Here is a 22,737-nt window from a genome sequence, read left to right on the forward strand (position 1 = left end):
CCCCTATTCCGCCGCCGGCGCCAGCGGCCTGACCCTGGCCATCATCGAGCGCAGTACCGCTGGTTTGAGCGGTTTGTTGATCACCGCAATCTCGAGCCCGCCGGCGGCCGTGCGCACCTCGTTGGAGCGGTCGGCGGTGACCAGCACGGCCGGCAGGGTGTCGCCATGGATCGCACGCAGCCTGACGACGAGTTCGAGGCCGGTTTCGCCGTCGAGATGGTAGTCGGCAAGGACGATGTCCGGGCGATGTATCTTCGCGGTCTCCAGATCCTTTGAACCGGACGCGGTGTCGACGTTGCAACCCCAGCCTTCGAGCAGGAGCCGCATGCCTTCGAGGATGCGGGCGTCGTTGTCGATGCACAGCACGTGCAGACCGGCCAGCGAGGCCGTCGCGCGGGCGGGAGCCCTGGCTTCGATCTCGCGTCGTGCCTGCACGGCCGCGACGGGCAGGATAACGGAGAATCGCGTGCCCTTGCCCGGACTGGAAAAGATGCGGATCTCCAGGCGCAACACCCGAGCGATGCGGTCGACGATGGAGAGGCCGAGACCGAGGCCCTCGGCCTCGCGCGCGCCCTCGTCGAGCCGGGTGAACTCGCGAAAGACGGTGTTCAGCTTGTCGCCGGCGATGCCGATGCCGGTGTCGATCACCTGGATCTCGGCCAATTCGCCGCGCCGCCTGACGCCAACCAGGACGCGGCCGTGGCGCGTGTATTTGATGGCGTTGGAGACGAGATTCTGGATCAGGCGGCGCAGCAAATTGCGGTCCGTCGTCACCGTCAACGATGACGGCATGATGGTCAGCTCGAGCTTCTTTTCGGCCGCGAGCGGCCGGAAGTCGTTGCCGATCTGGCGCAGCAATCCGTCGAGGTTGAAGGCGGTGTCATCCGGCTTCATCGCGCCGGCATCGAGGCGGGAGATGTCGAGCACGGCGCCGAGAATGGTCTCGACGGATTCCAGCGAGGATTCGATGTTCACGGCCGCCTTGCCGGCAGGCCCCTTGCCGGCCTTCTCGATCAGCGAGGAGCAATAGAGCCGGGCGGCGTTCAGCGGCTGCAGGATGTCGTGGCCGGCGGCGGCGAGGAAGCGCGTCTTGCCGAGATTGGCCTCCTCGGCCAGCATCTGTGCCTGCGCCAGTTCCTCATTGACCCGGGTCAGCTCGATGGTGCGCGTCTTGACGCGCTGCTCCAGCGATTCATTGGCACGCTTCAGTGCCAGGTCCTGCTCGACGCGACCGGAAATGTCGGCATAGGTGGCGACGATGCCGCCGTCCGGCATCGGGTTGGAACGCAGTTCCAGGATGCGGCCCGAGGTTTTCAGCTCCATCTGCCATGGGCTGACGAAGCTGGTCAGCCGGTTGAGCATGGCCACACGCTGATCGGCAGGGATGTCGCCGCGCTCGGCGAGATGGCGCAGGATGCGGTCGAGCGAGACGCCGACCTGGCCCATCTCGTCGGGCAGGTCGAACAGCGCCCGGTACTGGCGGTTCCAGCAGATCAGGCGGAAATCGCGATCGAAGACGGTGATGCCCTGTTCCATCTGGTCGAGCGCGATCTGCAAGAGGTCGCGGTTGTGCTGCAGCGCCTCGGTGGCGTCGTCGAGCAAGCGGAAGGCATCTCGGGATTCGCGGTCGTGGCGCCGAAACAGCAGCGACAGGATCAGCCGTGCCGAGGAGGAGCCGACGGCGCTGGCCAGCAGCTGCTCGGAAAAGCGGATGACGTCCATGCTCGCCTGTTCGTTGCCGTGCAGCGAGGTTCCGTTGGTCTTTTCGAACGACTGGAAAGAGCGCTCGGTGCGCTCGACGCCGAGATAGCGCCCGATCGTGTCCTTCAGGTCGTTGACGGTGATGGCGGTGCGGAAACGGCGCAGGCTGGGCATCGGGCCGGCATCGCGCGGCACGAAGATCGACGCCTGGATGCGTTCCAGCGGCACCGACGCGCGCGACAGCGAGCCGAGCACGAAAAACACCGCATTGATCGACAGGCTCCATAACACGCCGTGGTTCAGCGGTTCGGCGACGGTGCCGAACAGGGCCTGCGGCCGCAGCGCCTCGAAGCCGAACAGCCCGTGCACGATGATGCCGGTATCGGCCGCGGCAAGCGACGGCAGGAGCAGTGTGTAGCCCCATACGAGGATGCCGGCGACCATGCCGAGTGCCGCACCCCGGCCGTTGGCGCCGCGCCAGATCAGCCCGCCGATCAGGGCGGGGGCGAACTGGGCGATGGCCGCGAACGACATCAGGCCGATCGACGACAGGCGCGCGCTGTTGGTGCTCTCGCGGTAGTAGAGGAAGGCGATGAACAACAGGATGAAGATCGCCCCGCGCCGCACATTGAGGATCAGCGTCGACCAATCCTCGGTCTCGGAGGTCGAGGTCTTGAGCAGGCGGCGCACGAACAGCGGAATGACGAGATCGTTGGAGATCATGATCGACAGCGCCACGCTTTCGACGATCACCATCGCCGTCGCCGCCGACAGGCCGCCGATGAAAGCCGCCATCGCCAGCACATCATGGCCGCTGAACAGGGGCAGCGACAGCACATAGAGATCGCTGCTGGTTCCGGTGCCGACCAGCGACAGGCCGGCGAAGGCGATCGGCAGCACGAACAGGTTGATCGCCACGAGGTAGAGCGGGAACACCCATGTCGCGGTGCGCAGTTCGGCCTCGCCGCGGTTTTCGACGATGGTGACGTAGAACTGCCGCGGCAGCATGATGATGGCAAAGCCGCTGAGGCACGTCAGCACCAGCCAGGTGGCGAGCGAGGTGTTGTAGCTCATCGCCTGCCGGACCTGCGCGTTCTCGGCGAGCTTGTCGAACATGTCGCCTGGGCCGCCGAAGATCAGGAAGGTGACCATCAGGCCGATCGCCAGGAAGGCGGCGAGCTTGACGACGGTTTCGACCGCCACCGCCAGCACCAGCCCGTCCTGGTGTTCGGTGGCGTCGGCGTGACGGGTTCCAAACAGCACCGCGAACAGCGCCAACAGCATGGCGACGACCAGCGAGATGTCGCTGACGAAGGGATCGAACGAAGGCGGCGATCCCGTATAGTGCTCGACCATCAGGCTGACCGAACCGGATATCGCCTTCAACTGCAGCGCGATATAGGGCACCGCGCCGATGGTGGCGATCAGCGTGGCGATCGCCGCGACGGTGAAACTCTTGCCGTAGCGTGCGCCGAGGAAATCCGCGATCGAGGTGATCTTCTCGGTCTTGGCCAGCCGCACGATACGGTTGAGCAGCGGGAAGCCGAAGACGAAGACGAGCACCGGGCCCGTATAGATGCCGAGGAATTCGAGGCCGCGTTCGGAAGAGAGACCGACCGAGCCGAAGAAAGTCCAGGATGTGCAGTAGATCGCGAGGCTGAGCGCATAGATGAAAGGCCGCCCCCGGCTCGGCTCGGAGATGGCCGAGCGGCGGTCGCCGAGGCTGGCGATGGCAAACAGCAGCGTCACATAGGCGACCGCGATGATGACGATGAACAAGCCCTGCACGCTTGGACTTTCCTCCTCTGCCGTCTTTCTATCCGGCTTGCCCGGACGCAACCACAGCTTGGCGTCCGAGTCCATTGCAGAGCTGTGCAGGACGGCTATCAGGGCGGCGCGTCGGTGTCGTTATGGTGAAGATCGCCGCTGAGCGCCGTGGAAAATACGGCCAATGACGACCTCCTCCAAACCCATGCGATAGAGGATGATGTGCTTGCCGTGGACGAACTGACGGGTCCTGCCTTCATAGAGCCGGCCCATACTCGGATAGTCGCCGAGCAACTCAAACACCGCGTCGAGTTCGCGCAGTTACTTTTCGGCCTGAGTGTGGCCGAAGTTTTCGAAGGTGTGTCGGTAAATGTCTTTCAGATCGCGTTCGGCGCGATGCGTTATCCTATGGCGCATGCGGGAGTTCGGCACGCGCTTCCCGAATAATGTCGTCGATCGACTTTTCGCTGACCGGGCTCTCAAAACCTTCGTTGATCGCCGCCTGAATCGCTTTCCGCTTCTCGTCGGGCGAAAGCGCGTCAAACCAAGCGCGCTGCTCCTTTGTTGGAGCCGCCCACGGATAAACATCAATGCTGATGGTTTCGAGCATGTTCATGAGAACATTATAGGCGAAAACGCCTATAATTTCCAGAAATTCAATGCTGGCTTTGCCGTGCCGTCAATGCGGGAAACCTTGCAAAGAGCGATTGATCGCTCGCGTCAACAACCAGGGGCCCATGCCGTGCTCGGCGGCAATCTGGTCCAGCGTGGTCGTTTTGCAGTGATTCGGCGGCATCTGTGTCGATTTGCATCGCGGGGATATGAAATTTCACGCCCTTGTACGCAACGCGTCAAATTCGGCAGAGCTGCCGCCCAAAGTGCCGTAAGGTAAGGAGAAAGCGGTTGTTTTCTCCCTTTTACCCATGTTGCGTCAGGAGGTTTTTGTTATGTTGCCTCAGGTCGATGCCGCAAGGACGGAAACGGCAGCTCGGCCAGTCACGACAAGGAGGGTCGAATGCTGAAAGAATTCCAGGAATTTATTTCCAAGGGCAATGTGATGGACCTTGCGGTCGGCGTCATCATCGGCGCGGCCTTCGGCAAGATCGTCGATTCCCTTGTTAACGATATCATCATGCCGATCGTCGGCGCGATTTTCGGCGGCTTGGACTTCAACAATTATTTCCTTGGCCTCTCCTCGGCCGTCAACGCCACCTCGCTGGCCGACGCCAAGAAGCAAGGCGCGGTCTTTGCCTACGGCAGCTTCATCACTGTCGCGTTGAACTTCCTCATCCTCGCTTTCATCATTTTCCTGATGGTCAAGGCGGTGAACAACATGCGCAAGCGGCTTGAGCGCGAGAAGCCCGCTGCACCGGCCGCTCCGCCGCCCGCCGACGTCGCGCTGCTCACCGAAATTCGCGATCTGCTCGCCAGGCGCTGACCACGGGCAGCATTTGCTGGACCAAAACCCCGGTCGTTGGCGGCCGGGGTTTTCTGTTTTCGCATCTGGTAAGGACCGCTGACGAAAACCGCAGACCAAAAACGGATCCGCCCATGACCCTGATCGACAGCTTGCGCACCGAGGCCCGTGCGGCACCCGAAAGTGGCATTGTCGCCGTCGTCAACTACGGCCGCCTGCGCGAAGGCATGATTCCGCTCTGGGCCGGCGAGGGCGACCTGCCGACGCCAGCCTTCATCACCGATGCCGCGTCGAAGGCGCTGGCCGGCGGCGAGACATTCTACACCTGGCAACGGGGCATCCCCGATCTCAGGCAGGCACTCTCCCGCTACTATGCCAGGCATTTCGGCAAGAATTTTCCGGAGGAAGAATTCATCGTCACCGGCTCCGGCATGCATGCCATCCAGCTGGCGCTCGACGCGCTCGCCGGCGCCGGCGACGAGGTGGTCTACCTGTCGCCGGCCTGGCCGAATTTCGATGCCGCAGCAGGGATAGCGGGAGCCGTTCCAGTCGCGGTCACGCTCGATCATTCCGGCAATGGCTGGTCCTGCGACGTCGAGAAGATCGCCGCTTCGATCACGCCGCGCACAAAGGCGCTGTTCATCAACACGCCGTCGAATCCGACCGGCTGGACCGCCGATCACGAGACCTTGCAGGCGATCCTCGCTCTGGCGCGCGCGAAGAACCTCTGGATCATCGCCGACGAGATCTATTCACTGTTTCACTACGGCCACGGCCGCGCGCCGTCCTTCCTGGACATAGCGTCGGCGGAAGACCGTATCCTGTACGTCAACTCCTTTTCCAAGAATTGGGCGATGACCGGCTGGCGCGTCGGCTGGATCAAGACGCATCCGAGCTTGCAGCAGGTGTTCGAGAACCTGATCCAGTATTCGAGCTCCGGCGTCGCCCAGTTCATGCAGCGCGGTGCGGTCGCCGCCCTTGACGAGGGCGACGCCTTCGTCGCCGAACAGGTGGAGCGGGCGCGCAAGGCGCGCGACCTTGTCTGCGGCATCCTCGGCGCCACCGGCCGCGCTGGGTTTACGGTGCCGCAGGGCGCGTTCTATCTGTTTTTCACAGTCGATGGCATCACCGATTCACGCACTGCTGCCTTCGACATCGTTGACAAGGCCAATGTCGGCCTGGCGCCAGGCACCGCTTTCGGCCCCGGCGGCGAGGCGTTTTTGCGGCTGTGCTTCCACCGCCGTCTCGACCAGATCGAGGAAGCGGCACACCGGCTGGCGAAGTGGATGAAGAACGCCTGAGCCGCTGACGAAGCCCGAATTGAAATCGCTCCGGCGAGCCAGATGGCCGCCGGAGTAGAGTTCCAAACGGCATCAGCCGCCTGACTTGGGCACCAGCAATGGAATGATGCGGTCGCTCTTGGCCACCGAAGGCCGACCTGCCGAACCATAGGGGATGCCGAGCGCATCCCAGGTCTCGACCAGCGCATCCTGCAATTCGGCGATCAGCGCATCGGAATGGAACGGCGTCGGCGTGATGCGCAGCCGCTCGGTCCCGCGCGGCACGGTCGGGTAGTTGATCGGCTGGATGTAGATGCCGTGCACGCCGAGCAGGCGGTCGCTGGCCATCTTGCAGGCCTCGGGATCGCCGACCAGCAGCGGCACGATGTGCGTCGGCGAATCCATCACCGGCAGGCCGGCGGCCGACAGGATGTGTTTGGTTCGGCTCGCCTGCTGCTGCTGGGCGTCACGCTCGGCCTGCGAGCGCTTGAGATGGCGGATCGACGCGGTCGCGGCGGCAGCGATCGCCGGCGGCAGTGCCGTGGTGAAGATGAAGCCCGGCGCATAGGAGCGCACGGCGTCGATCACAGCGCTGGTGCCGGTGATGTAGCCGCCCAGCGTGCCGAATGCCTTGGCCAGCGTGCCTTCGATGATGTCGATGCGGTCGGCCAGGCCTTCGCGCTCGGTGATGCCGCCGCCGCGCGGCCCGTACATACCGACGGCATGGACCTCGTCGATATAGGTCATGGCGTTGTAGCGCTCGGCGAGTTCGACGATCTCTTTGATCGGCGCGATGTCCCCATCCATCGAATAGACGCTTTCGAAGACGATCAGCTTGGCGCGTTCGCGCCCCGCCGCCTGCAAAAGGCTTTCCAGATGCGCCACGTCATTGTGGCGGAAGATCTTCTTTTCGGCGCCGGAACGCCGCACGCCTTCGATCATCGAGGCGTGGTTCAATTCGTCCGAGATGATCAGGCAGTTGGGCAAAAGCTTCGCGATGGTCGAGATCGAGGCTTCGTTGGAGACGAAACCGGAGGTGAAGACCAGTGCCGCTTCCTTGTCGTGCAGGTCGGCAAGCTCCACCTCGAGCTCTACCAGCGGGTTCGAGGTGCCGGAAATGTTGCGGGTGCCGCCGGCGCCCGAACCCATCTTGCCAGCGGTATTCTGGAACGCGGCGATGACGTCGGGATGCTGGCCCATGCCGAGATAGTCGTTGGAGCACCAGACGGTGATTTCCTCGGCGCGGCCATTGGAACGCCAGATGGCGCGCGGGAACTTGCCCGCGATCCGCTCGAGGTCGGCGAAAACGCGGTAGCGACGCTCGGCATGGAGCTGGTCGATCGCTTCCTCGAAGAACCGCTGATAGTTCATGTCGACTTCCCAATTTTTGCGCGGGATCATAATCATTGGCCTGTTGGTCGTCCACCTGGCCTTTTTGGTCAAAATGCCACGCCCCGGACCTGTTCCTAACGACCGCGGATCGTGGCCTATTCCCTTGATGTGGATGAACTTTGTTTCAGGACAATGCCACTGGCCGGCAATGCCGGTTACCAGGGGTCCAATGGCCATGCGGCGGGCTTTCCAGTAGAGCGGGGTTGAGACAGTTTCCGATAAATCTTGGATAAGCGAGGACGCGGATGACAGTTTTGGTGACAGGCGGCGCCGGTTACATCGGCAGCCATATGGTCTGGGAGCTGCTGGATGCCGGCGAAAGCGTGGTCGTTCTCGACCGTCTTTCCACCGGTTTCGAATGGGCGGTGGCGCCGGAGGCCAAGCTGGTCGTCGGCGATGTCGCCGACAAGGAATTGGTCGGCGCGGTCATCAGGGAGAACAAGGTCGACGCGATCATTCATTTCGCCGGCTCGATCGTGGTTCCGGAATCGGTCGCCGACCCGCTCAGCTATTATGAGAACAACACCTCGAAGACGCGCACGCTGATCGAAACCGCGGTGCGCGAAGGCGTGCCCAACTTCATCTTTTCCTCGACCGCCGCCGTCTATGGCGGCGCCGGGCTGGAGCCGGTGCGCGAGGACGCCCGCCTGGCGCCGGAATCGCCCTATGGCCTGTCCAAGCTGATGAGTGAGTGGATGCTGCGCGACGCGTCGATCGCGCATGGCCTGCGCTATACCGCGCTGCGCTACTTCAACGTCGCCGGCGCCGACCCGAAGGGCCGCACCGGCCAGTCGACACCGGGCGCAACCCATCTGATCAAGGTCGCATGCGAGACGGCACTCGGCAAGCGGTCGTTCATGCAGGTGTTCGGCACCGATTATCCGACGCCGGACGGCACCTGCATGCGCGACTACATCCATGTCAGCGACCTGGCGGCGGCGCATCGCCTGGCTTTGCAGCGGCTGCGCGCCGGGGGACAGAGCCTCGTCGCCAATTGCGGCTACAGCCATGGCTATTCGGTGCTCGAGGTCATCGACAGCGTGCGCCGCGCCTTTGGCCATGATTTCGAGGTGAAGATGGGTGATCGCCGCCCTGGCGACGCCGCGGCGGTTGTCGCCAATTCGGATCTCGCCCGCGCCGAGCTCGGCTGGACCCCGCAACGCGACGATCTCGACCAGATCGTTGCCGACGCGCTCGCCTGGGAGCGCATCCTGACCGGCAAGAACTCCGCGCGCGGCTGAGCCGGGTTCTCCCAAGGGCTCGCAAGGCGGGCAGCGAAGCGCTATTGAAGGCGTTCGCGGCAAGGCGCGGAGGCGCGGCGCCGCGAGGAGATTTTGGGGGAATGGCATGAAAATAACGGTGCTCGGGGCCGGTGTCGTCGGTACGGCGGCCGCCTATTATCTGGCCAGCGACGGCCATGAGGTGACGGTTATCGAGCGCCATCCGGCGGCGGCACAAGGCACCAGCCAGTCCAATGCCGGCCTGGTGTCACCGGGTGACGCCACCGCCTGGGCCTCGCCGGCGGCTTTGAAGACTTTCCTGCGCGGGCTCTACAACCATGATCTCGGCATCAAGGTCAGGCTGCGCCTTGATCCCTATTTCCTCGCCTGGAGCCTGCGTTTCCTGCGCCAGTGCACGGTGGCGCGCCTGCGCGCCAACACCGACATCAAGCTCAGGCTCGCGCTCTATTCGCGCGACTGCATCAATGCGCTTTCGGAAGCGACCGGCATCCATTACGACGAGCGCAAGAAGGGCATTCTCTATTTCTTCCGCTCGCAAAAGAGCCTCGACACCGGCACCGACAATTACCGTTATCTTGCCAAGCACGGCCTGCCGATCGAAATCGTCGGCCGCGACCGGCTGGTCGAGCTGGAACCGGGCCTTGCCGGCGTCAAGGACAAGATTGCCGGCGGCGTCTATTCGCCAACCGACCAGACCGGAGATTCCAAGCAGTTTGTCGACAGGCTGGCCGCCTATGCGGCCGAGAAGCTCGGCGTCAAATTCCTGTTCGGCACGACAGTCGAAGGCCTCGACATCGAGGGCGACCGGGTGCGCGCGGTGATGACTTCGGCCGGCCCGGTCGCCGGCGATGCGGTTGTCATCTCGATGGGGCCGGAAAGCGGCCTGCTCGGGCGCCGTTACGGCATCGACCTGCCTGTCTATCCGGTAAAAGGCTATACCGCGACGATTCCCCTGGAGGACGAAAGCAAGGGACCGACCATGGGCGGCGCCGACGAGGACCGGCTGATCGGCTATTCCAGGCTGGGCAACCGCTTGCGGATGTCCTCGACGGCCGAATTCACCGGCTTCGACCGCACTTTCAAGCCCGCCGATTTCAAGACGATCATCAGCACCGGCAAGGATCTTTTCCCGGGTGCCTTCGACGAGAAGAAGGCTGTGTTCTGGGCGGGTCTGCGCCCGATGATGCCGAACTCGGTGCCGGTCATCGGCCAGGCGCGCTACAAGAATCTCTATCTCGACACCGGCCACGGCCACGTCGGCTGGACCATGGCCTGCGGCTCGGGGAAATTCCTTGCCGACCTCGTTTCCGGCCGCAGGCCGGAGATCGACCCGCAGGGGCTGGTCTACGGGGGCTAGTGATGTCGGGACCGCAAGTCGCCATCGACCTTGGCCGCATCGAGCGCAACGCGCGCACCATCGTCGAGCGCTGCGCGCTGTCGGGCATAAAAGTGTTCGGCGTCACCAAGGGCACTTGCGGCATGCCGCAAGTGGCACGCGCCATGCTGCGCGGCGGCGTCGCCGGCATCGCCGAATCGCGTTTCGAGAACATCCGCCGGCTGCGCGACAGCGGCATCAACGCACCGATCATGCTGCTGCGCAGCCCGCCGATGGCGCGGGTCGAGGAGGTGGTGCGCACCGTCGACATCAGCCTGCAATCGGAACTCGCCACCATCCGCGAAATTTCGCGCATCGCCGAGCGCATGGGCCGCGTCCACGACATCATGCTGATGATCGATCTCGGCGATCTCCGCGAAGGCATCTGGCCGAACGACCTGATCCCCACGGTTGAGCAGATCCTGCAGTTCAAGGGCGTGCGCATCGCCGGCATCGGCACCAATCTCGGCTGCTTCGGCGCCATCATGCCGACGCCGGAAAACCTTGGGCAGCTCGTCGCCCATGCCTACAAGACCGAGCGCCTGTCCGGCAAAAGCCTCGACGTGATTTCCGGCGGCGCCTCGTCGTCGCTGCCGCTGCTGCTCGAAGGCAGGCTTCCGGCCGGCATCAACAATCTGCGCGTCGGCGAGGCGATCCTGCAAGGTGGCGTCGAAACCTTCCGCGATGTGCCATGGGCCGAGCTCGAGCCCGATGCCTGCCGGCTGACCAGCGACATTATCGAGGTCAAGCTCAAGCCGTCACGGCCGATCGGCCAATCGGGCTACGACGCCTTCGGCAACCAGCCGGTCTTCCCCGACGAGGGCGACAGGCTGCGCGCCATCGCCAATATCGGCCGCGAGGACGTGCTGGTCGAGGGGCTGACGCCGATCGCCAGGGGGATCCGGGTGCTGGGCGCCTCCAGCGACCATCTGCTTTTGGATGTCGCCGATGCCGACCCGCCGCTGGCCGTCGGCGACCGCGTCGCCTTCCGCATGAGCTATGGCGCCATGCTTTTGGCAATGACCTCGGAATATGTCGAGAAGGCCCCGATGCACGACGTCGAGGATTTTTCCGGCCGCAAGATGGTGCAGATCACGGCCGAACCTGGAGCCGCCGGCATCCTGGCCCGGGAAGGCACCGGCGCGCGGCTGGAGGCGATGAATTTCGACGTCGTCGAATTGGCCGATATCGAGCGGCCGCCATCGGGACTGGTCCGGCTGACCGCCGGCGCCGATCGTCGCGTCGCGCACAAGGCGCTGACCGCGACGGCGCGAGCCACGCATTCCTTCGGCCTGATCTGGATCGATTCCATCGCCGCCCTGATGCCCGAGGACGAGGACGGCATCGACCTGCCGGAAGGTTCGGTCCTGGCGCGCACCCTCGGCCTCGACCACAAGGCGGGCGCGCTGCAGCCGCAGCTGTCGCCGGAGAATGTCGTCATCATCGGCTTGCGCCACGCCGATCCGGCCGAGGCGCGGGTGCTGAAGGATTCGCGCGTCTCCGCCTTCACCATGACCGACATCGACGCCATGGGCATGCGCGACCTGATGCATGAAGCGATCCGTATCGCCACATCAGGCACGCAAGGCTTTCATGTCAGCTATTCGCCGACCGCGACCGAATTCGCCGGCTGGGCTGCGGGCTCCGGTGGGCTGACCGTGCGCGAAACACATCAGGCGATGGAGGCGATCGCGCTCTCCGGCGGCTTGCTGTCGATGGATGTTTCGGGCCTGACGGCGGATCTGGAGCCGCGGATCGGCACCGACGCGGTCAACTTCGTCATGTCTGCCTTCGGCAAACGGATTCTCTGATCAGCCCTGCACTTCCACTGCCGCCCGCCATGCGCTGACATAGTCGACCCAGGCTGGGTCTATAGGCCGTTCTATTCTTTCGCCCTTGCCCTGTGCCATCAGTTGATCGGATGCCAGCAGCGCCGCGCCGATGCTGGTGCCGGTGGCGGCCTCCGACGCAACCACGGCGCGCGCCGTGGCTGCCGCCAGCATGCCGACAAAGAGCCGGTTGCGGGCAAAGGGGCCTTCGACCGTGGTCGGCCCGTCGGCACCGATCAAGTCGAGGCAGGTCGCCGTCATCAGAGCCAGATAGAATGAGATGGCGGCAAAGCGCTGGCCTTTGTTGATGCCGTCGGCGTTGAGCCATGCCGCGGCATGGTGCGGGAACGGCCCCGAACCTTGCTGGGTCGACGGCAGCAGCAGCATCTTTCGCGCCAGCACGGCGCCGACATCATCCTCGGTCCACGGCTCCGGCTGATCCTTTGTCAGCACCGAAAACTCGCGGCCGCCCATGAAGCGCGCCGAGGGAACGGGATCACCGAGCGCGTTGACATTGACCAGCGTGTCGCGCGCGGCATCCAGCGCAATCTGTTTGCCGCCGACCGCCATCGATACCACCCAGGTGCCGGTCGAGACGACGGAGAAAGGCGGCTTGTCGGAGAGAAGATGCGGCAGCAGCGAGGCGTTGGAATCATGCAGGCCGCAGAACACCGGCGTGTGCGGATCCAGTCCGGTTCGCACAGCAACGGTGGGCAGGATCGGGCCGAGGCGATCGCTGGCCGGCCGCACCGGCGCCATCAGGCTCCGCCACTCCAGCCTGTCGACCAGGGATGAAAAATCCGCCGTCCACGGGTTCCACAGATCGGTGTGGCAGCCGAGCGAAGTGACCTCGTTGGCGGCGATGCCGGTCAGGCGCAAGGCCCAGTATTGCGGGTACATCAGCAGCGCCGCGGCCCTGGCGAATTCCGCCGGAAAGCTCTTCTGCTGCCAGAAGAATTGAGCACCGAGATTGAGGCCGAGCGGCAGGCGCGGCGTGCCGGTCTCGGCAAAAGGCGGGCGGATCGCGTCGTAATCCTCGGCCATCCCGTCGGGGCCGTCGAACTCATAGTCGAGCACCGGCAGCACCAGTTCACCCGCCGCGTCGACCAGCACGCCGGTCGCGCCATGGGTGGTGATCGAAATGGCGTCGATACGCTGTTCGCGGTTGAGGCCGGCAAGGCTTTCGAGGATGAATGCCCACAGTGCCTCGACATCGTGATGTGGGTAAGGCGCCTGCCGCACCGGCGCATTCGCCATGCGGCGCAGCGCCACCTCGCTCAACGTGGCGAGGTCGACCAGCGCCACCTTGGCGTTGGTCTTGCCGATGTCGATGACGGCGATGTGGCGCATCGCACTCATGCCATGTGGAACATTGTTTCCAGCTTCACGGCCACCGGCTCGTTGTCCGGCCTGGTCTCCATGATGTCGGCCATGTGGGCCCACCAGCGCTGCATCACCGAATGTCCGGGCAATTCGTCCATGCGGTGGTCGTCTTGCCGCCACAGTACACCGAACAGGATATTGGTCTCCTCGTCGAGATGGATGGAATAATCGGAGACGCCGGCCTGCTTCAGCAGCGCGACCAGCGACGGCCAGATCTCGTCATGACGCTTCTTGTACTCTGCCTTCATGCCGGGCTTCAGCTTCATCTTGAACGCGTATTTCTCGGCCATCAACGCCCTCCGCGCAGCCGCCGCCAGACGATCGGCAAGGCGATGACGATGATCAGCAGCAGGCCGATGAAGATCGACATGACGATGCCCGGCACGTTGAGCAGGCCGAGCCCGAAGGTCACCAGCCCCATGATGAAGGCGGCGAGCACGACGCCCAGAATGCTGCCGGCGCCACCGAGGATACTGACGCCGCCGAGCACCACCATGGTGATGACTTCGAGTTCATAACCCTGTGCGATCGAGGGCCGCGTCGAACCGAGGCGCGAGGTGATCAGCACTGAGGCGATGCCCGACATCAGCCCGGTCAGGCAAAACAGGATGAACTTGGTGCGGCCGACGCGCACGCCGGAAAATTGCGCAGCGACCGGATTGTTGCCGATGGCGAAGACGCGTCGGCCGAAACTCGTGCGGTGCAAGAGGAACCAGTAGACGACAGCCGCGATCAGGAACAGCACCAGCTCGAACGACACCACCCACCAGACATAGCCCTGGCCGAAGAAGGCGAAGCTTGAGGGATAGCCTTTGTAGGCCTGGTCGCCGAGGATGATGAAGGCGATGCCGCGAAACAGGCTCATCGTGCCGATGGTGACGACGATCGAGGGCAGGCCGAGCCTTGTCACCAGCAGACCGTTGAAGGCGCCGCAGCCGAGCCCGACAACGATGCCGATTGCCACCAGCACTGGCGTGCCGGCGCCGGCCTGCACCGCCATGCCCATCATGGTCGACGCCAGCGCAATGATGGCGGCCACCGACAGATCGATCTCGCCCGAGATGATCAGCAGCGCCATGGCGAAGGCGATCAGGCCCTTCTCGGTGAAATTGAAGGTCAGATCGGACAGCGAGTACGGATCGAGGAAATAGGGCGAGGCGAAGCTGTTGATGGCGAAGATGGCGACGGCCACCACGACCAGCAGCGCTTCCCAGGAAAAGATCGCCGAACGCAGCGGCTTGTCGAGCCGGTCGGGAATGTGGCGCGGGGCAGGGATGTCGGTCACGCCTCCACCTTTCTGAGGATGATGCGGCCTTGCTGGCGCTCGCCGCGCGCATTGAGCACGACGGCCAGAATGATTGCGCTGCCCGAAATCGCCATCTGCCAGAAGGGTGAGATGTTGATGACCGGCAGGGCGTTGGAGATGATGCCGAGGAACAGTGCGCCGAGCACCGCGCCGCCGACCGAGCCGATGCCGCCGGCGATCGAGATGCCGCCGATGACGCAGGCGGCGATGATGTTGAGCTCATAGCCATTGGCGACCTCGACCGAGGCGATCACGTAGCGCGAGATCCAGAGATAGCCCGACAGGCCGCCAATCATGCCGGAGATGCAGAAGACGATGAATTTCGTCCGGCCGACATCGATGCCGGCATAGACCGACGCCGTCGGGTTGACGCCGATCGCGTAGATCGAGCGGCCGAGCGCGGTGCGTGTCATCACAACGAAGAACAGCGCAATGACCAGGATGGCGATCCACGACAGCACCGGAATGCCGAGGAAGGCCGCGCGCTGGAAGCCGATGAACTCCGGGCTCATCTTGTCGGCATTGACCCAGGCACCGCCGGACAGGACGAAGGTGGCGCCGCGATAGATGGTCAGCGTGCCCAAAGTCACTACGATCGAGGGGATGTTCAGCCGCCAGACCAAAAGGCCGTTGATGGCGCCGAGCACCAGGCCGACCAGTAGTGCGATGACGATCAGCAACGGGATCGGGATCGCCGGATGCGCGGCGTTCAGCATCGCCACCACCATGCCGGTGAAGCAGAGGTTGGACGCCATCGACAGATCGATCGACCGGGTCAGGATGACCACCATCTGGCCGAGCGCCAGGATCATCAGGATCGAGGTGTCGTTGAACACCTGACGCAGATTGGCCGGATCGGCGAAGGCCGGAAAACGCGTCGAGATCAGCCCGATCAAGACGATGATGGCAGCAGCCAGCCAGATTTCGCGGTATTTGAGGAAAGCCTTCATGCCGCGATCCCTGCTGCCGTCCGAACCAGCGTCTCGGCGTCCAGCTCCTTGTTGTCGTAGACCGCCGCGACAAGCCCCTCGCGCATGACCACGACACGGTCGGACATGCCGAGGATTTCGGGCAGCTCGGACGACACCATGATCACCGACAGGCCTTGCGCCACCAACTCGGCCATGAAGCCGTGCACGGCGGCCTTCGAGCCGATGTCGATGCCCTTGGTCGGCTCGTCCAGGATGATCACCTTGGGCGACGTCGCCAGCCATTTGGCGATGACGATCTTCTGCTGGTTGCCGCCCGACAGTGTGCCGACATCCTGGCTGAGCGAAGAGGCCCTGAGGTCGAGTCGCTCGGTGTAGGAGCGGGCCAGATCGAACTCCTCCGACAGCCGCAGCAGGCCGGACTTCGACGTGCGCTTGAGCGAAGGCAGCGAGACGTTCTGGAAGATCGGCAGGCCGATCACCACGCCTTGCTTGCCGCGTTCTTCCGGTACGTAGACGATGCCGGCATCGATCGAATCCGCAGCCGATTTCGGCGCGATCGTCTTGCCTTCCAGCGTGATCGTGCCGGCTGAGGTGCGGGTGATGCCCGATATCGCCTGCATCACCTCGCTGCGGCCGGCGCCGACAAGGCCGTAAAAGCCGAGGATCTCGCCCTTGTGCAGTTCGAAGCCGATATCGTTGAATTCGGTCGGATGCGACAGGCCGGAAACGGAGAGCACCGGTGCGCCGATCTCGGCCTTGCGCTGCGGGAAGATGTGATCGACCGCGCGGCCGACCATCAGGCGCACGATCTGGCTCTGGCCGGCATCCTTGATCAGGCCTTCGCCGACCATCTCGCCATCGCGGAACACCGTGTAGCGGTCGGCGATACGGTAGATCTCGTCGAACTTGTGGCTGATGAACAGGATCGCCTTGCCATCGCTCTTGAGGAATTCGATCAGCAAAAAGAGCTCCTCGATCTCCTTCATGGAAAGCGCGGCGGTCGGCTCGTCCATGATGACGATCTGCGCGTCGATCGACATGGCACGCGCAACCGCGACCAGATGCTTGTTGGCGATGCCAAGGTCCTTCAGCCGCGCGTCGGCGTCGATATGGCCGGCATGCATGGTGTCCAGCACTTCGCGCGCATTCTTGCGCATCGTGCGCCAGTCGATGGTGCCGAAACGCGTGCGTGGCGCGTGGCCGAGAAAGATGTTTTCGGCCACGCTCAGATCGTCGAACAGCACGGTTTCCTGGTGGATGGCGGTGACGCCATGGCCGAAGGCGGCATGCGCGCTGGGCAGGGTGACGGCCTGGCCGTCTATGCTGATCGTGCCCCCGTCGGGCTGGTAGATGCCGGTCATGATCTTGACCAGCGTCGACTTGCCGGCGCCGTTCTCGCCGATCAGCGCTGTCACCTGGCCCGGATAGAGCGACAGGCTGACATTGTGCAACGCGCGCACGCCGGGAAAGCTCTTGGAGATGCCGGACAGCGTCAAGCGTGGAGCCGGGGCCGGAGGCCGCTCCTTCACCGCGCCGTGTTGGGCTGTCGTGTCCATAGTCGTATCAAGCCCTGAAACAAGGTTCGTTTAAAGCCGCGGCGGGACGTGAGCCCCGCCGCGTCAGCTCTAGAGAACTCCAGATCAATAGATCTTGGAGAACTTTTCGATGTTCGACTTGTCGAACTGGAAGGGCGGAGCCATTGCAGCCGAGTTGGTGTCGTCGAGTGTGACCTTGCCGACGCGGCCGATCGACAGCGTGGCGCCGGGCTTGGCCTCTTCCTTCTTCACCGCCAGATCATGGGCGAGGTAGACGGCCGAGTAGCCGAGGTCGATCGGGTTCCACAGGGCAACCGCCTGGCTGGAACCGTTGTCGATGAACTTCTTGAACTCGGACGGCAGTGCGAGACCGGTGACATTGACCTTGCCGATCAGGTTCTCGTCGGTGACGACCTGGGCGGCGGCAACGACGCCGACGGTGGTCGGCGCGATGATCGCCTTCAGGTTCGGATAGGACTTCAACAGGCCCTTGGCTTCGTCGGTGCTCTTGGCCGAATCGTCATCGCCGTAGACGGTGGCGACGAGTTTGATCTTGGGGAACTTCTCCGGCAGGATCTTCTTGGCCGCGTCGATCCAGGCGTTCTGGTTGGTCGCGGTCGAGGAGGCCGACAGGATGGCGACCTCGCCGCCTTCCGGCAGGTGGTCGGCGGCGAGCTTGATGATGGTCTCGCCGATCAGGCCGGTGTCGGACGGGTTGAGGTGAAGCTGGCGACCTTCCTTGGCGACGCCCGAATCCCACGAGATGACAGTGATGCCGCGTTCCATGGCCTTCTTCAGCACCGGCACCAGAGCGTCGGCGTCATTGGCCGAAATGGCGATGGCGTTGACCTTCTGCGCGATCAGCGAATTGACCACTTCGATCTGCGCTTCGGCGGTCGCCTTGGTCGGGCCGGTGTAGATGATGTCGACATCGCCGAGTTCCTTGGCCGCCTCTTCGGCGCCCTTGTTGGCGGCATCGAAGAAGCCGTTGCCGAGCGACTTCACCACCAGCGCGATCTTGACGTTTTCGGCGTAGGCGGCATTCACGAACATGGCGGCTGAGAATGCAGCCGTCACCATCAATTTCTTCAAGAAGCTCATCGAATTTCCTCCCTTGAGCGTTGCATTCCATCGCCGCTGCGAGCGCGAGTTGGCCTCAGGCCTGCAGTGAAGATTCTTCCTTGTTGGTTGCGGATGTGCGGGCGACGATCAGCGTCACGCCGGCGGTCTCCAGCATCTTGGCTTCACGATCCTCGATGCCATCATCGGTGATGACGGTGGCGATGCGCGACAGGCCGCACAGGATGAGGCTGGAGCGTTTGCGGAATTTCGAGGAATCGACCAGCACCACCAACTCGTCGGCCTGGTCGATCAGTTTCTGCTCCGCCTGGATCAAGAGCGGATCGCCCTCCATCAGGCCGAGCGGCCCCAGACCCTGCGCACCCATGAACATGCGGCGCGCATAGAAATTGCGCGTCACGTCGTTGTCGAAGGGCGACAGGATGATGTTCTGCTCGCGATAAATGGTGCCGCCCGACAGCATCACCGTATTCTTGGAGTGCTTGAGCAGGTGCTCGGCGATGGGGAACGAATTGGTGAAGATCGGCATGCGGCGGCCGGTCAGGAAATGCACCATCTGGAAGGTGGTGGTGCCGCCATTGATGATGATCGGTTCGCCGTCGTTGCACAGCTCGACCGCTTCACGCGCAATCGCCCGCTTCTGCGAGGCGTTGATGGTTTCGTTGACGGAAAAGGGCCGGCCGGCCAGCCCGATGAACTGCGGCGGCGAGATTGCCTCGGCGCCGCCGCGCACGCGGCGCAGGCGCTTCTGGACGTGGAGAGCCGCGATATCGCGCCGGATCGTCGCCTCGGAGGACTCCGTCAGGTCGACCATCTCCTGCACCGTCACCACAGGCTTTTCCTGGACGGCGGACAGAATGATCCTGTGGCGCTCTTTTTCGTGCATGGTTCCTCCCTGCCCGGGCATCTAGGCACCCAAAACGCGCAGTGTCAATCATTTCCGATCATATAATTTCATTGTGCAGTGCAATATGATCGATATTGATCGTTTGTGATTGACAAGCCAACCGCTTCCGTGGAAATTCGGGGCCAAATGGCCGCGCCTTTTGCGTGCCTTCGGGAGGATTTCTTATGCTCGACAAGCGCACCGGCGCGCGCCTCGCCAATCTGTGGGACGAGGCCAAGGCTCACGCCATGAGCGGGCCGGAACTTCTGGTCTACCGTTCGAACACACTTGGTTCCGACAAGCGGGTCACCAACTATGGCGGCGGCAACACGTCGTCGAAGATCTGGCAGAAAGACCCGCTCACCGGCGAGGATGTCGAAGTGCTGTGGGTCAAGGGATCGGGCGGCGACAGCGCCTCGATCAAGCTGGACGGCTTTGCCACGCTCTACATGGACAAGCTGCGCGCGCTCAAAGGCCTCTATCGCGGCGTCGAGCACGAAGACGAGATGGTCGGCTTCCTGCCGCACTGCACCTTCAACCTCAATCCGCGCGCGGCCTCGATCGACACGCCGTTGCATGCCTACGTGCCGAAGCCTTTTGTCGACCACATGCATCCCGATGCCATCATCGCCATTGCCGCGGCAAAGGATTCGAAGGCGCTGACGAAAGAAATCTTCGGCGACGCCATCGGCTGGCTGCCGTGGAAGCGCCCTGGCTTCGAACTTGGCCTGTGGCTGGAGAAATTCTGCCTCGAACATCCGGCTGCCAAGGGCGTCATCCTGGAAAGCCACGGCCTGTTCACCTGGGGCGACACCCCCAGGGAATGCTACGAGACGACGATCTCGGTGATCAACCAGGCGATCGAATGGTTCGAGCGCCGCTCCGAGGGTGTCGCTATCTTCGGCGGTGAAGCGGCCAAGTCGCTCGACGCCACTGAGCGCCGTGCCATCGCGGCCAAACTGATGCCGAGGATTCGCGGCCTGATCTCGGAAAGGAGCCACAAAACAGGCCATTTCGACGATTCCACTGCTGTGCTCGAATTCGTCAACTCCAGGGATCTGCGACCGCTGGCGGCACTCGGCACCTCATGCCCCGACCATTTCCTGCGCACCAAGATCCGCCCGCTGGTCATCGAATTCGATCCGGCAAAGCCCGATGTCGATGCCGTCATCGCGCGTCTTGCCGACGACATCGCCGAATATCGCGTTGGCTACCAGGCCTATTACGACAGCTGCAAGCATCCGGACTCGCCCGCCATCCGCGATCCCAATGCCGTCGTCTACCTGATGCCCGGCGTCGGCATGTTCACCTTCGCCGGCGACAAGGCGACGGCGCGCATCTCGGGCGAATTCTATGTCAACGCCATCAACGTCATGCGCGGCGCCTCCACCGTGTCGTCCTATGTCGGCCTGCCTGCACAGGAAGCCTTCGACATCGAGTACTGGCTGCTCGAAGACCTGAAGCTGCAGCGTATGCCGAAGCCGAAGTCGCTTGCCGGCCAGATCGCCCTGGTCACGGGTGGCGCCGGCGGCATCGGCCGCGCCACGGCCAACCGCCTGCTGCGCGAAGGCGCCTGCGTGGTGCTGGCCGACATCGACGAGACAGCGCTGGCCAGCGCCAATGACGAACTGGCGAAAGTCTACGGCAGGGACTTCGTGCGGCCGGTGCTGATCAATGTCACCTCGGAGGAGCAGGTCATTTCGGGCTTTGCCGAGACAGCGGTCGAGTTCGGCGGCATCGACATTCTGGTATCGAATGCAGGGCTGGCCTCCTCGGCGCCGATCGAGGAGACGACGCTGGCGCTGTGGAACAAGAACATGGACATCCTGTCGACCGGTTATTTCCTGGTCTCGCGGGAAGCGTTCCGGCTGTTCCGCGCGCAGAAGATTGGCGGCAACGTCGTCTTCGTCGCCTCCAAGAACGGCCTTGCCGCATCGCCGAACGCCGCCGCCTATTGCACCGCCAAGGCTGCCGAGATCCATCTCGCCCGCTGCCTGGCGCTGGAGGGCGCGGAGGCGCAGATCAGGGTCAATGTCGTCAACCCGGACGCGGTGCTGCGCGGCTCGAAGATCTGGACCGGCGAGTGGAAGGAACAGCGCGCCGCCGCCTACAAGATGTCGACCGACGATCTGGAGGAGCACTATCGCTCGCGTTCGATGCTGAAGCGCTCGGTCTTCCCGGAAGACATCGCAGAGGCGATCTATTTCCTGGCGTCCGACATGTCGGCCAAGTCGACCGGCAACATCATCAATGTCGACGCGGGCAACGCCCAGTCGTTCACGCGCTGAGCGGAGGGGACGATGGAACACATCATCTCCGCCGACCTCGTCGACAAGGACAACGCCGCGCGCAAGGCAAACCTCGAGCGCGACTACGCCTCGCTCGGCGAGCGGCTCGACCGTCGCGGCATCGCCATCGACGCTATCAGAGACAAGGTCGAGAAATTCGCGGTGGCGATCCCGTCCTGGGGCGTCGGCACCGGCGGCACGCGCTTTGCCCGCTTTCCCGGTGCCGGCGAGCCACGCGATATTTTCGACAAGATCGAGGATTGCGCCGTCATCCAGCAATTGACGCAGGCGACGCCGACCGTTTCCCTGCACATTCCGTGGGACAAGGCCGATCCGAACCGGCTGAAGCAAGCGGCCTCGCGCTTTGGCCTCGGCTTCGACGCCATGAACTCCAACACCTTTTCCGACGCCAAGGACCAGAAGCTCTCCTACAAATTCGGCTCGCTGTCGCATGCCGACGCCGGCACGCGCCGGCAAGCGGTCGAGCACAATCTCGAATGCATCGAGATCGGCAAGACGCTCGGCTCCAAGGCGCTGACGGTGTGGATCGGCGACGGTTCGAACTTTCCCGGCCAGGTCAATTTCGCCAAGGCATTCGAGCGCTATCTCGACGCCATGAAAGAGGTCTACGCCGGACTGCCCGCCGACTGGAAGCTGTTCAGCGAGCACAAGATGTACGAGCCGGCCTTCTATTCCACCGTCGTGCAGGACTGGGGCACCAACTACATGATCGCGCAGGAGCTGGGCGACAAGGCGTTCTGTCTCGTCGACCTCGGCCACCATGCGCCAAACGTCAACATCGAGATGATCGTGTCGCGGCTGATCCAGTTCAAAAAACTCGGCGGCTTCCACTTCAACGATTCGAAATATGGCGACGACGATCTCGACGCCGGTTCGATCGATCCTTACCGGCTGTTTCTCGTCTTCAACGAACTGGTCGATGCCGAACTTTCCGGCGCCGAGGGGTTCGACCCGGCCCACATGCTCGACCAGAGCCACAACGTCACCGATCCGATCGAAAGCCTGATGCTGTCGGCGGTCGAGGTGCAGCGCGCCTATGCGCAGGCGCTGCTGGTCGACCGCAAGGCGTTGGAAGGTTTTCAGGATAGCAATGACGCGCTGATGGCGACGCAGACGCTGAAAGCGGCCTACCGCACCGATGTCGAGCCGATCCTCGCCATGGCGCGGCTGAAGACCGGCGGCGCCATCGACCCGGTCGCCGCCTATCGAGCGGCGGGTTACCGCGCCAAGGTTGCAGCGGAACGCCCTGCAGTCGCTGGCGGTTCGGGCGGCATTGTCTGAGGCCGAGCCGGCCCCCTCATCCG

18 protein-coding genes are annotated in these 22,737 nt (G+C 63.5%); 7 read left to right on the forward strand and 11 right to left on the reverse strand.

Features of this window, described 5'->3' with window-relative positions:
* Nucleotides 1–3 precede the first annotated feature (3 nt).
* The 3 genes from LB519_RS03040 to LB519_RS03050 form a co-directional block, all read right to left on the reverse strand.
* The gene (locus LB519_RS03040; RefSeq protein ID WP_024503138.1) at nt 4–3,489 is read right to left on the reverse strand and encodes a PAS domain-containing hybrid sensor histidine kinase/response regulator; all 3,486 of its coding nucleotides are present in this window, start codon (nt 3,487–3,489) and stop codon (nt 4–6) included.
* A gap of 120 nt (nt 3,490–3,609) precedes the next feature.
* Nucleotides 3,610–3,789 carry a type II toxin-antitoxin system RelE/ParE family toxin gene (locus LB519_RS31390; RefSeq protein WP_348630338.1) on the reverse strand — a complete coding sequence of 60 codons (180 nt, stop codon included), beginning with the start codon at nt 3,787–3,789 and terminating at the stop codon, nt 3,610–3,612.
* A gap of 85 nt (nt 3,790–3,874) precedes the next feature.
* Nucleotides 3,875–4,084 (reverse strand): hypothetical protein, encoded by a 210-nt coding sequence (locus LB519_RS03050; protein ID WP_024503137.1) that lies wholly within the window; start codon nt 4,082–4,084, stop codon nt 3,875–3,877.
* 399 nt (nt 4,085–4,483) lie between these two features.
* Between LB519_RS03050 and mscL the strand changes: the two genes are divergently transcribed.
* Complete coding sequence (gene mscL, locus LB519_RS03055; RefSeq protein ID WP_013533610.1) at nt 4,484–4,906, forward strand: large conductance mechanosensitive channel protein MscL; 423 nt, start codon at nt 4,484–4,486, stop codon at nt 4,904–4,906.
* Between the two features lie 113 nt (nt 4,907–5,019).
* Nucleotides 5,020–6,186, forward strand: coding sequence for a pyridoxal phosphate-dependent aminotransferase (locus LB519_RS03060; RefSeq protein ID WP_024503136.1), 1,167 nt, complete (start codon nt 5,020–5,022; stop codon nt 6,184–6,186).
* A 72-nt stretch (nt 6,187–6,258) separates the two neighbouring features.
* On the opposite strand, the gene hemA is transcribed toward LB519_RS03060, so the two are convergent.
* A complete protein-coding gene (gene hemA / locus LB519_RS03065) occupies nt 6,259–7,536 on the reverse strand; it encodes a 5-aminolevulinate synthase (protein WP_013533608.1) in 1,278 nt (425 codons plus the stop codon).
* 266 nt (nt 7,537–7,802) lie between these two features.
* Between hemA and galE the strand changes: the two genes are divergently transcribed.
* From galE to LB519_RS03080, 3 genes are all read left to right on the forward strand, one after another.
* The gene (gene galE / locus LB519_RS03070) at nt 7,803–8,798 is read left to right on the forward strand and encodes a UDP-glucose 4-epimerase GalE (protein WP_224618614.1); all 996 of its coding nucleotides are present in this window, start codon (nt 7,803–7,805) and stop codon (nt 8,796–8,798) included.
* A gap of 106 nt (nt 8,799–8,904) precedes the next feature.
* The gene (locus tag LB519_RS03075) at nt 8,905–10,155 is read left to right on the forward strand and encodes a D-amino acid dehydrogenase (RefSeq protein WP_224618616.1); all 1,251 of its coding nucleotides are present in this window, start codon (nt 8,905–8,907) and stop codon (nt 10,153–10,155) included.
* Between the two features lie 2 nt (nt 10,156–10,157).
* On the forward strand, nt 10,158–11,984 hold the full coding sequence (locus LB519_RS03080) for an alanine racemase (RefSeq protein ID WP_224618618.1): 1,827 nt from the start codon (nt 10,158–10,160) through the stop codon (nt 11,982–11,984).
* Here the strand turns inward: LB519_RS03080 and LB519_RS03085 are convergent, their stop codons facing one another.
* The 7 genes from LB519_RS03085 to LB519_RS03115 form a co-directional block, all read right to left on the reverse strand.
* Entirely contained in the window at nt 11,985–13,361 is a 1,377-nt protein-coding gene (locus tag LB519_RS03085; protein ID WP_224618620.1) for an FGGY-family carbohydrate kinase, read from the reverse strand.
* Complete coding sequence (gene rhaM / locus LB519_RS03090; RefSeq protein ID WP_024503130.1) at nt 13,358–13,675, reverse strand: L-rhamnose mutarotase; 318 nt, start codon at nt 13,673–13,675, stop codon at nt 13,358–13,360. Before rhaM ends, LB519_RS03085 begins: the two co-directional genes overlap by 4 nt.
* The gene (locus LB519_RS03095) at nt 13,675–14,670 is read right to left on the reverse strand and encodes an ABC transporter permease (protein ID WP_024503129.1); all 996 of its coding nucleotides are present in this window, start codon (nt 14,668–14,670) and stop codon (nt 13,675–13,677) included. The genes rhaM and LB519_RS03095 overlap by 1 nt, the downstream gene beginning before the upstream one ends.
* Entirely contained in the window at nt 14,667–15,641 is a 975-nt protein-coding gene (locus LB519_RS03100; protein WP_127368686.1) for an ABC transporter permease, read from the reverse strand. Before LB519_RS03100 ends, LB519_RS03095 begins: the two co-directional genes overlap by 4 nt.
* Nucleotides 15,638–17,179, reverse strand: a complete 1,542-nt coding sequence (locus LB519_RS03105; protein ID WP_224618621.1) for a sugar ABC transporter ATP-binding protein — start codon at nt 17,177–17,179, stop codon at nt 15,638–15,640. Before LB519_RS03105 ends, LB519_RS03100 begins: the two co-directional genes overlap by 4 nt.
* An 84-nt stretch (nt 17,180–17,263) precedes the next feature.
* Nucleotides 17,264–18,259: a rhamnose ABC transporter substrate-binding protein gene (gene rhaS, locus LB519_RS03110; protein ID WP_013533599.1), complete on the reverse strand. Its 996-nt coding sequence runs from the start codon at nt 18,257–18,259 to the stop codon at nt 17,264–17,266.
* 55 nt (nt 18,260–18,314) lie between these two features.
* Nucleotides 18,315–19,124 carry a DeoR/GlpR family DNA-binding transcription regulator gene (locus LB519_RS03115; protein WP_013533598.1) on the reverse strand — a complete coding sequence of 270 codons (810 nt, stop codon included), beginning with the start codon at nt 19,122–19,124 and terminating at the stop codon, nt 18,315–18,317.
* Nucleotides 19,125–19,309: 185 nt separating this feature from the next.
* Between LB519_RS03115 and LB519_RS03120 the strand changes: the two genes are divergently transcribed.
* Nucleotides 19,310–21,412: a bifunctional rhamnulose-1-phosphate aldolase/short-chain dehydrogenase gene (locus tag LB519_RS03120; protein ID WP_224618622.1), complete on the forward strand. Its 2,103-nt coding sequence runs from the start codon at nt 19,310–19,312 to the stop codon at nt 21,410–21,412.
* A gap of 12 nt (nt 21,413–21,424) precedes the next feature.
* On the forward strand, nt 21,425–22,714 hold the full coding sequence (gene rhaI, locus LB519_RS03125; protein WP_224618623.1) for an L-rhamnose catabolism isomerase: 1,290 nt from the start codon (nt 21,425–21,427) through the stop codon (nt 22,712–22,714).
* Nucleotides 22,715–22,737 lie beyond the last annotated feature (23 nt).

Origin of the sequence: Mesorhizobium sp. AD1-1 (genome assembly GCF_020164655.1) — a bacterium.
GTDB classification, from domain to species: domain Bacteria; phylum Pseudomonadota; class Alphaproteobacteria; order Rhizobiales; family Rhizobiaceae; genus Mesorhizobium; species Mesorhizobium ciceri.